Raw genomic sequence first — 9,601 nt, forward strand, 5'->3', positions numbered from 1 at the left:
GAGAAACCTCGTCATGACCGAGACACGCAAGAACGCACTGATCGTCGGGGCCTCGCGCGGCCTGGGGCTCGGTCTGGTGGACGCGTTCCTGAAGCGCAGCTGGGCCGTCACCGCGACGCAGCGCTCCCCATCCCAGGGCTTGGCGGCCCTGGCGTCGGACGCGCTCACCATCGAGACCGCCGATATCGACGATGACGGAGCCGTGACCGCCCTGCACGACCGGCTCTCGGGCCAGCGCTACGACCTCATCTTCCTGGTGGCCGGCGTCGCGACGCAGGCGCACGACCCCGCCCACGACGTCCCACGGGATGTCGCCGCCCAGGTCTACCTGACGAACGCGATCAGCCCGATCCGCTTCGCGGAACTGTTCCGCGACCGGCTCAACGGCAGCGGTCTCATCGCCTTCATGAGTTCCATCCTCGGCAGCGTCTCCCTCAACGAGAGCGGCGGATGGGAGACGTATCGGGCGAGCAAGGCGGCGCTGAACACACTGGCGATCAGCTTCGAGATCCGTCACCGCGAGGAGGGCTTCGGCGTCGCTCTGATCCATCCCGGCTGGGTCAGGACGGAGATGGGCGGCGAGGAGGCCGATATCGATGTCGAGACAAGCGTTACCGGGATGGCCGACATCCTCGAGCGACAGGTCGGCAAGGCTGGGATCGTCTATCTGGACTACACCGGCGAAACTCTGACTTGGTAAGAGGAGCTCAGCGCCTCCCGTCCAACGGGCGGCCACGCCGCTCCACGATGACCGGGGGACGGGTACGGCGCTCGACGATCACGGTGCGCGGTGCCCGGCTGGGGCTGCCCGAAGTGAGGATGCGCTCGGAGATCTTCTCGGGCTTCGGTTTCTCGGCGGCGAGGACGTGCGGGCGGACCTCGTCGGCCGGAAGCCCGATCAGGCCGGCGGCGATCTCCACCTGCTGCTCGACATCGTCCGCGAGATCCTGTGCGGCCGCCACCGCCTCGGAAATCGTCGGTGGCTCCCGCCGGACACGGATCGGCGGCAGATCCTGAAAGGATTTCGAAGTCTTCTTCACGACTCGGCCCGCGCTCATCATCACTCAACGATAGCGCGACCCGACCTTCAGTGCATTGCACCATTTTGACGATACACCCACGCGTCCGGCGCATTCCCTCCTCACCGCCGGAATTTCGATCAGGGCCCTGGCGTGCTGTCGCTTCGACGGCCGATTTACCGGACAAGTGCCTATCAAGTAAGCAGAGATAAGCGTCACTATGTCGCACGACGCATCCGTCGATCAGGCCATCCTCGCGGTCGTTGCACAACGCCACGCTCCCCCCGATACTGCCGCGATCATGTTTCCCATCACCGATCTTACCGATCCCAGGCTGATCCCGGCCCGTCCCGATCTCGCCGATCTCCGCCTGCATGGCCGCGTCGATGCCGAGCGCTACGTCGCGGGCCGGAACGGTCGGGTGATCGTGCCATCGGCACCGTTGCGGCGCCGGCCAACCTTGGAGGCGGGGATCGAGACGGAGGCGGTCATGGGCGATTCCGTAGCCGTCTACGAGACCCGGGACGGCTATGCTTTCGTGCAACTCGGGAGCGATGGCTATGTCGGTTACCTGCCGGAGACTTCCGTCTCATCGGACGCTCCGGCTCCCACCCACCGGGTGACGGCCTTGCGTACGTTCCTCTACCCGGCGGCCAACATGAAGCGGCCGCCGCTCGGCCATGTCAGTCTCGGCGCGGGGCTCCACTGCGTCGGCCGCGAGGGCGATTTCCTGCGCCTCGCCGATGGCGCTCACGTCTTCGGCGATCATTGCGTCCCCGTCGGTACGGTGGCGCCCGATCATGCCGCCACCGCGGAGCGTCTCGTCGGCACGCCCTATCTCTGGGGTGGACGTACCAGCCTCGGACTCGACTGCTCCGGCCTCGTCCAGCTCTGCCTTGCCATGGCCGGCATTGCCTCGCCCCGGGACGCGGACCAGCAGGAAGCGGCCCTCGGCGCGCCGCTCCCGCTGAGCCTCGACGGTCTGAGGCGGGGCGACCTGGTGTTCTGGCGCGGGCATGTGGGGATGATGCTGGACGAGACCCGCCTCATCCATGCCAACGGATATCACATGGCAGTGGCAGTGGAGCCTTTGTCGGGAGCGGTGGAGCGTATCGCCGAGAAGAGCTACGGCGCGGTGACCTCGCTCCGCAGGATCACGCCTTCAATCGCGTCTTGATGCGGTAGATCAGGCCATCGCGGACGTCGCGGTAGGCGTCGAGACGCTGCTCGCGCGATGCTTCTTGCATCAGAGTCGGATCGGGAGTTGGCCAATATTCGACATCGACGGCATTGGTGCGGGTGAGCTCCAGGGCGGCGTGATGGGCCTCGGGCGCCAAGGTGATGATGAGGTCGAAGTTCAGCCCCTCCCATTCCTCCAGCTCGAGGAGGGTCCGGGGCCGGTGCTTGGACGCGTTGATGCCGATCTCGTCGAGGGCCGCCACCATGAACGGATCCGCCGGCTCGCCCGAGCGGACGCCGGCCGACTGCACGTAGGTCGACTTGCCGAAATAATGGCGCGCGATCGCCTCTGCCGCGAGGGATCGCACGGCGTTGAAGTTGCACATGAACAGCACCGACTGCACGCGCGTCTTCTTCGGGCCGGCCTCTTCCGCCATGCGGGGATCGCCTCGGGCTTCAAACGACGGGGAGGGCGCTCACGCCTTCCAGTGCAAGGCGAAGACCAGGGTGAACAGGCGGCGTGCGGTGTCGTGGTCGAGGTCGACCTTGCCCTCGAGACGCTGCCGGAGAAGCTCGGAGGCCTCGTTGTGCAGGCCGCGCCGGCCCATGTCGATCGCCTCGATCTGGGTGGGCGAGGCGGTCTTGATGGCGTTATAGTAGCTCTCGCAGATCATCTCGTAGTCGCGGATCACCCGTCGGAACGGGGTCAGCGACAGCAGGTGGGTCATCACCGGATCGCCGTCCTCGCGGCGGATCGCGAAGGAGAGCTTGTTCTCCACGAGGCCGAGATTGAGGGCGTAGGGGCCCTCGCGTCCGGGGATCGAGAAGTGGTTCTCCTCCAGGATGTCGAAGATCGCGATGGCGCGCTCGTGCTCCTGGTCGGGGTTGCCCCGGCCGATGGAATCCTCGTCGAGGGTCACCGCCGCGAGGCGATGGGCGGATTTGGCGTCTGCCGGTTGTCCCGCTCTCGGGTGTTCTGCGCCTGCCATCGTCCCCTCACAGATTCAGGCGGATCGCCACCGAGCGGGCGTGGCCGTCGAGGCCCTCCGACCGTCCGAGGGCGATGGCTGCCGGCCCCAAGGCCCTCAGCGCCGCGGGATCGCAGCGCAGGATCGTCGTCCGCTTCATGAAGTCGAGCACGCCGAGGCCCGACGAGAAACGGGCCGAGCGGGCGGTGGGCAGCACGTGGTTGGGGCCGCCCACATAATCGCCGATGGCTTCCGGCGTGTGGCTGCCGAGGAAGATCGCGCCGGCATTACGGACCTTGGCGGCCAGCGCTTCCGGGTCGGCGGTCTCGATCTCCAGGTGCTCGGGGGCGAGGCGGTCCACCAGCGGTACGGCCTCGTCGAAATTCGAGACGAGGACGATCGCGCCGTAATCGCGCCAGCTCGCCCGTGCGATGTCGGCCCGCGGCAGGGTGGCGAGAGCCCGCTCCACGGCGCTCTCCACGGCGTCGGCGAGGTCAGGCGAATCGGTGATGAGGATCGACTGGGCGGCGACGTCGTGCTCGGCCTGGGCCAGCAGGTCGGCGGCGACCCAGTCTGGATTGGCGTGGCCGTCGGCGAGGATCAGCACCTCGGACGGGCCTGCGATCATGTCGATGCCGACCTGCCCGAAGACCCGGCGCTTGGCCGCCGCGACCCAGGCATTGCCCGGCCCGACGATCTTGGCCACGGGCGCGATCGTCTCGGTGCCGTAGGCGAGCGCCGCTACCGCCTGGGCTCCACCGATCCGGTAGATCTCGGTCACGCCGGCGAGATCGGCCGCGGCCAGGACCAGGGGGTTCATCTGCCCTTCCGGCATCGGCACGACCATGACCACGCGCGGCACGCCTGCGACGCGAGCGGGAACGGCATTCATGAGGACGGAGGAGGGATAGCTCGCCGTCCCGCCCGGCACGTAGAGGCCGACGGATTCGAGCGCGGTCCAGCGCCAGCCGGACGTGACTCCGAGATCGTCGGTGGCCATGTGATCCTGCGGCACCTGCCCGCGATGGAAGGCCTCAATGCGGGTCGCCGCGAGCCGAAGGGCGTCGAGGGAATCGGCCGGGCAGGCGGCGATGGCGGCCTTCACCTCCTCCGGCGTTACCCGCAGGGTCGCGGTGGAAAAGTCCTCGCCCAGCCGGTCGAAGCGGCGGGTGTAGTCCACCAGCGCCGCGTCGCCGCCGGACACCACGCCGGCGATGATGCCGCGCACGGTCTCGTCGACATCCTCCGAGATCTCGCGTTTGACGCTGAGAAGGCTGGTGAAGGCGGCGGCGAAATCGGCGTCGCGGCTGTCGAGGCGCACCATCAGGCGTGATCTTTCCGGGCGTCGTCTTCGGTGGAGAGGTCGGTGCTGGCATGACCCTGGATCGCGGCTCGGCCGGCTTCCGCCGCTTCGTGGTCGGGGCGGCCTTCCACCTCCCAGACCGGACCGAGATCCTTGAGCCTCGCCTCGATGCATTCGACATCGAGCTGGATCGCCGCTTTGCCGGCAAAGACCAGGGTGATCGTGCCGGACGGATCTTCCTTCGGATCGAAGGTGATGGCGAGGAGGTCGAGCGGCTTGCTCGATGGTGCGCCCGGCGCGAGGCCCCGAGCCCGCACGGCCATGACCCGCTCGAAATGGAGGGCGGTCAGGCGGCGGCGCGGCGGGGTGCCTTCCGGAGCCGACCAGTCGAAACGCCGCCCCACCAGGACGAAGCGGTGCGACGGCGCAAGATAGGCGAGATCCTGCGGGCGCAGGACCGCATCCTGCAGATGGGCCGAGAGGATGGCGAGATCCTCCGCGTCGAGGGCAGCGAGCTTGAGGAGCTCCATGATGGGTTCGCATCTGGCCGGACACCGTGGGATCGGTGCCGGATGTGGAAGAGAGGTCGGCCGTAGGTAGCGAGGTGGCCGCCCTGCGGCAACTGCGGGAGGGCGATCATTGTGCGAGGCGGCTCCGCCGAACTCACCCGGCGTTCAGGCGGTGCGGTCCATGCTGAAGACGATCACGAATCGGAACGACCACAGCCATGACTCTCCGACGCACACGTCTCATCGCCCTTGCCACCCTCATCGCGGCGACGGGCCTCGGAATGGGACAGGCCCAGGCCCAGGTCCCGCATTACCCCGACTATGGCAACGGCCGGGCGCCCTATGGTCAGACGCCCTACGGATACGGTCAGCCGCGGGGCTACGACCGCTCTGAGGGCTACGGGCAGCCCTACGAGGACGACGGCGAGCGCCGGCCGCTGCCGCGCCAGTACGGCAACGGCCGCCAGCGCATCGGCAGCGTCTGCGTCACCGCGCGGGGCAATTGTCCGGCCTATCCGAGCCCGATCCAGACGCCGTGCCGCTGCGACATTCCCGGTTTCGGTCCCAAGCGCGGTGCCGTCCTGCAGTAGCGCAGGTCGCGGTCAGGTCCTGACGCGGCTGATCTCGGCGCCGCAGCGGCCGAGCTTGGCCTCCAGCGCCTCGAAGCCGCGGTCGAGATGGTAGACCCGGTTGATGCTGGTCTCGCCCTCGGCGGCGAGGCCGGCGATGACGAGGGAGACAGAGGCGCGCAGATCGGTGGCCATCACCGGCGCGCCCTTGAGGCGCTCCACGCCGTCGACGATGGCGAGATCGCCTTCGAGCCGGATCCTGGCGCCGAGGCGCGCCAGTTCCTGCACGTGCATGAAGCGATTCTCGAAGATCGTCTCGCGGATGTGCGACTGGCCCTTGGCCAGGGTCATCAGCGCCATGAACTGCGCCTGGAGATCGGTGGGGAAGCCCGGGAACGGGTCGGTGGTGACATCCACCGCCGCGATGCCGCCGCCGTTGCGCCGGATGCGGATCGTATCGGCCGTGGAGGTGATCTCGGCGCCGGTGGTGCTCAGCACGTCGAGGGCGCTGTGCAGGAGATCGGCCCGCGTATTCTCCAGGGTCACGTCGCCGCCGACCATGGCGGCGGCCATGGCGTAGGTGCCGGTCTCGATCCGGTCCGGCAGCACGATGTGACGGGCGCCGTTCAGGCGCGAGACGCCCTCTATGGTGATGCGGGGGGTGCCCGCCCCCTCGATCTTCGCGCCCATCTTCTTCAGACAGTCGGCGAGGTCGACCACTTCCGGCTCGCGGGCGGCGTTCTCGATGAGGGTGGAGCCGTTGGCGAGAGACGCCGCCATCAGCGCCACATGGGTGCCGCCCACCGTGACCTTGGGGAAGTGGATCTCGCCGCCGCGCAGGCCGTTCTTGGCCTTCGCCACCACGTAGCCGCCGTCGATCTCGACGGTGGCGCCGAGGCGCTCCAACGCCATCAGCATGAGGTCGATGGGGCGGGTGCCGATGGCGCAGCCGCCGGGCATCGAGACGCGGGCCTCGCCGAAGCGGGCGAGCAGCGGCGCGATCACCCAGAAACTCGCCCGCATGGTGGAGACGAGCTCGTAGGGCGCGGTGGTGTCGATGACATTGGAGGCGGTGAGCCGGATGGTCTGGCCGGTTTCCGTCGTATCACCCGGGCGCTTGCCCACCACCATGTGGTCGACGCCGTGATTGCCGAGGATGCGCAGCAGGGCGTGGATGTCGGCGAGGCGCGGGACGTTGATGAGTTCGAGGGATTCCCCAGTCATCAGGCTCGCGATCATCAGAGGAAGGGCCGCGTTCTTGGCGCCCGAGATCGGAATGACGCCGTGGAGCGGCTTGCCGCCGATGATGTTGATCCGGTCCATCGTCGTCCTTCGCGCGGCGCCTCTCCCAGCCTCGTGACGAGGGAACGAGGAAAGGGGGCGCCCTCATGGTTCAGTAAAACGGGTGCGGCGCATCCTGGGGCACCGCCATTACGGAGCCGCCTATACGGCAGTTTTGTCCGAAAAGGGATCGTCAGCCGTCCCCGTCGCCCTCGCCCTGCGGTTTTCGTTCCTTCTCAGCTCCGCCGGCCGCTTGCTCGGAGATCTCCATTACGGTCTGACCGCGGATCCGGGTCTGGGCCTTGCGTCGCTTCAGATTGTCCCGCAGGGCCGCCTTCAGCCGCTCGTTGCGCGTCGCATCGTTCTTCATGGCGATCACTGCGCGACCCATCGTCGCCAGGGCGAAATACCGGCTTTGCCCCCCGGTCTCAACAGGCGCAGAGCTGGAATGCGGGTGTCGACTTGAACCAATTCCAAGTTCGCCTGTATCGTCTGCCTCGTGGCGTCGGAATCAGCACCGCCTGATTTCTCCCGCCCCATGCGAAGCGAGATCGTTGCGCAAGCAGGCATCGTGGTCGACTGGGGCCTGCAGCGGAGAGTTTGGTGCTTCGGAACAAGCCCTTTGAAACGATGCCGCTGCCGAATGCAGACAAGCGGATGCCGGAGCCCTGCCCACCAGCAGCGCCCCATTCGATCGGTCGAAACGTGAAGGACGGATGCCCGTGAATCGGATGCCCGCGATGACGATGATCAGCGATACGACGACACCTCGCGATGCCTCTGTTCAGGGATCGTCCACGCAGGCGTCGTTCGGGCACGGACGGACCGATTACGAGACCTATTTCCGCAAGGCGGTCGATCGTCTGCACGACGAGCGCCGCTACCGGGTCTTCGCCGATATCGAGCGGATCGCCGGTCGCTTCCCGACCGCCAACTGGCGCCGCCCCGACGGCGGCACCCGCGAGATCACCGTCTGGTGCTCCAACGACTATCTCGGCATGGGCCAGCACCCGGACGTGGTCTCGGCCATGACCAAGACGGCGGCGCGCTGCGGCGTCGGTGCCGGCGGCACCCGCAACATCGCAGGCAACAACTCGCCGCTGGTGGATCTCGAGCGCGAGCTCGCAGACCTGCACGGCAAGGAAGCGGGCCTCGTCTTCACCTCGGGCTACGTCTCCAACCAGGCCGGCATCTCGACCATCGCCAAGCTGATCCCGAACTGTCTGATCCTGTCGGACGCGTTCAACCACAATTCGATGATCGAGGGCGTGCGCCATTCGGGCTGCGAGAAGCGCATCTTCCGGCACAACGATCTCGCCCATCTCGAGGAATTGCTGGTCGCCGCCGGTGACCGTCCGAAGCTGATCGCCTTCGAGAGCGTCTACTCGATGGATGGCGACGTCTCCGATATCGGTGCCATCTGCGACCTCGCGGACAAGTACGGGGCCATGACCTATCTCGACGAGGTCCATGCGGTGGGCCTCTACGGCGAGCGGGGCGGCGGTATCGCCGAGCGCGACGGGGTGATGCACCGGGTCGACGTGATCGAGGGGACGCTGGCCAAGGGCTTCGGCTGCGTCGGCGGCTACATCACCGCCTCCACCGTGCTGTGCGATGCGGTTCGCAGCCATGCGCCGGGCTTCATCTTCACCACCGCCCTGCCGCCTGCCATCGCGGCCGCGGCCCGGGCCTCGGTCCGCTACTTGAAGCATTCGCAGACCGAGCGCGCGGCGCATCAGCGCCAAGCCGCCCTCACCAAGGTCGCGCTGGAGGAGGCGGGCCTGCCGGTTCTTCCCACCGAGACCCACATCGTGCCGGTGATGGTGGGCGATGCCGAGCTGTGCAAGGCGGCGGCCGATCACCTTCTCGAGCATCACGGCATCTACATCCAGCCGATCAACTACCCCACCGTACCGCGTGGCACCGAGCGTCTGCGGATCACGCCATCGCCGTTCCACGACGCGGCCCGCATCGCCAAACTGACGGCCGCGCTGACCGAGACCTGGGATACCCTCGACCTGCCGCGCGCCGGCACCGTCTTCGTCGAGGCGGCCGAGTAACATGCGCCCCGCCGGCGCCTTCAGTTCAGCTGCCAGATCGCGGCGTTGAGCAGGGTCGCGAAGGCGACCCAGACGGCGTAGGGCACCAGAAGCCACGCTGCCGGACGGTCGAAACGCCAGGTCAGGCGGATGGTCCAGAGGATCATCACGAACATCGCGATCACGACGATCAGCCCCCATCCGATGAGGTGGGCGGCAAAGAAGGTCGGCGTCCAGGCCGCGTTGAGGACGAGCTGTCCGACGAAGGCGGCCACGGCGAGCTGCCAGGTCCCGCGGCTCGGTCCCCGCGTCGGCATCGCTCCGAGGAGCCGCCAGAACGACGCGGCGATCATCGTGTAGAGCACCGTCCACGCCACCGGGAACAGCCAGTTCGGCGGGTTGAAGCTCGGCTTGGCGAGACCTGCATACCAGCCCTCGATGTTGGGTGTCGTGCTGAGCGAGCCGACCACCGCCGTTACCGCGACGGGAGCGATGGCCAGGATGCGGCGCGGCCAGGGGGAAAGGGCGGGCGCCCGAGGGGCGTGGAGGTCGGTCGTCATCGCGCTGAGCAAATCCTGTAAAGCCGAGTCGGCCTTCGCGCCCTCGTATCAAGGGAAGCCGAGTCTTGCGAACCGGAGTCTTGCGAACCGGAGTCTTGCGAACCGGAGTCTTGCGAACCGGAGTCTTGCGAACCGGAGTCTTGCGAACCGGAGTCTTGCGAACCGGAGTCTTGC

Annotated in this window: 13 protein-coding genes; 4 read left to right on the forward strand and 9 right to left on the reverse strand. The window is 67.6% G+C overall.

Annotated features, from left to right (window positions below; genetic code table 11):
- Positions 1-13: 13 nt before the first annotated feature.
- Entirely contained in the window at positions 14-700 is a 687-nt protein-coding gene (locus tag ACFQ4G_RS02470) for an SDR family oxidoreductase (RefSeq protein WP_238203333.1), read from the forward strand.
- 7 nt (positions 701-707) lie between these two features.
- On the opposite strand, the gene ACFQ4G_RS02475 is transcribed toward ACFQ4G_RS02470, so the two are convergent.
- The gene (locus tag ACFQ4G_RS02475; RefSeq protein WP_238203335.1) at positions 708-1,040 is read right to left on the reverse strand and encodes a hypothetical protein; all 333 of its coding nucleotides are present in this window, start codon (positions 1,038-1,040) and stop codon (positions 708-710) included.
- A gap of 289 nt (positions 1,041-1,329) precedes the next feature.
- Here ACFQ4G_RS02475 and ACFQ4G_RS02480 point away from each other — a divergent pair, with 289 nt between their 5' ends.
- Positions 1,330-2,196 carry a C40 family peptidase gene (locus ACFQ4G_RS02480; protein WP_238203385.1) on the forward strand — a complete coding sequence of 289 codons (867 nt, stop codon included), beginning with the start codon at positions 1,330-1,332 and terminating at the stop codon, positions 2,194-2,196.
- Here ACFQ4G_RS02480 and ACFQ4G_RS02485 read toward each other — a convergent pair.
- The 4 genes from ACFQ4G_RS02485 to ACFQ4G_RS02500 are packed head-to-tail and all read right to left on the reverse strand — an operon-like array spanning position 2,174 to position 4,999.
- Positions 2,174-2,635 (reverse strand): arsenate-mycothiol transferase ArsC, encoded by a 462-nt coding sequence (locus ACFQ4G_RS02485; protein WP_238203337.1) that lies wholly within the window; start codon positions 2,633-2,635, stop codon positions 2,174-2,176. The genes ACFQ4G_RS02480 and ACFQ4G_RS02485 overlap by 23 nt on opposite strands.
- 39 nt (positions 2,636-2,674) lie before the next feature.
- On the reverse strand, positions 2,675-3,187 hold the full coding sequence (locus ACFQ4G_RS02490) for a UPF0262 family protein (protein WP_238203339.1): 513 nt from the start codon (positions 3,185-3,187) through the stop codon (positions 2,675-2,677).
- A gap of 7 nt (positions 3,188-3,194) precedes the next feature.
- Complete coding sequence (hisD, locus tag ACFQ4G_RS02495) at positions 3,195-4,490, reverse strand: histidinol dehydrogenase (protein WP_238203340.1); 1,296 nt, start codon at positions 4,488-4,490, stop codon at positions 3,195-3,197.
- Entirely contained in the window at positions 4,490-4,999 is a 510-nt protein-coding gene (locus ACFQ4G_RS02500) for a DUF2948 family protein (protein WP_238203342.1), read from the reverse strand. Before ACFQ4G_RS02500 ends, hisD begins: the two co-directional genes overlap by 1 nt.
- Before the next feature lie 197 nt (positions 5,000-5,196).
- On the opposite strand from ACFQ4G_RS02500, the gene ACFQ4G_RS02505 reads away from it, so the two are divergent.
- Positions 5,197-5,568 carry a hypothetical protein gene (locus ACFQ4G_RS02505; RefSeq protein ID WP_379039624.1) on the forward strand — a complete coding sequence of 124 codons (372 nt, stop codon included), beginning with the start codon at positions 5,197-5,199 and terminating at the stop codon, positions 5,566-5,568.
- 12 nt (positions 5,569-5,580) lie between these two features.
- Here ACFQ4G_RS02505 and murA read toward each other — a convergent pair whose 3' ends face one another.
- Both murA and ACFQ4G_RS02515 read right to left on the reverse strand, forming a co-directional pair.
- The gene (murA, locus tag ACFQ4G_RS02510; RefSeq protein ID WP_238203344.1) at positions 5,581-6,870 is read right to left on the reverse strand and encodes a UDP-N-acetylglucosamine 1-carboxyvinyltransferase; all 1,290 of its coding nucleotides are present in this window, start codon (positions 6,868-6,870) and stop codon (positions 5,581-5,583) included.
- 151 nt (positions 6,871-7,021) lie between these two features.
- Positions 7,022-7,207 carry a hypothetical protein gene (locus tag ACFQ4G_RS02515; RefSeq protein ID WP_238203388.1) on the reverse strand — a complete coding sequence of 62 codons (186 nt, stop codon included), beginning with the start codon at positions 7,205-7,207 and terminating at the stop codon, positions 7,022-7,024.
- Positions 7,208-7,544: 337 nt separating this feature from the next.
- On the opposite strand from ACFQ4G_RS02515, the gene hemA reads away from it, so the two are divergent.
- Complete coding sequence (hemA, locus tag ACFQ4G_RS02520) at positions 7,545-8,888, forward strand: 5-aminolevulinate synthase (protein WP_238203346.1); 1,344 nt, start codon at positions 7,545-7,547, stop codon at positions 8,886-8,888.
- A gap of 20 nt (positions 8,889-8,908) precedes the next feature.
- On the opposite strand, the gene ACFQ4G_RS02525 is transcribed toward hemA, so the two are convergent.
- Together ACFQ4G_RS02525 and ACFQ4G_RS02530 are read right to left on the reverse strand one after the other, a co-directional pair.
- Positions 8,909-9,427, reverse strand: coding sequence for a TspO/MBR family protein (locus tag ACFQ4G_RS02525; RefSeq protein ID WP_238203347.1), 519 nt, complete (start codon positions 9,425-9,427; stop codon positions 8,909-8,911).
- A gap of 48 nt (positions 9,428-9,475) precedes the next feature.
- The coding region (locus ACFQ4G_RS02530; protein ID WP_379039653.1) for a pentapeptide repeat-containing protein at positions 9,476-9,601 on the reverse strand (126 nt) is incomplete at its 5' end.

This window comes from Methylobacterium marchantiae, assembly GCF_042679825.1.
Classification (GTDB): Bacteria; Pseudomonadota; Alphaproteobacteria; order Rhizobiales; family Beijerinckiaceae; genus Methylobacterium; species Methylobacterium marchantiae.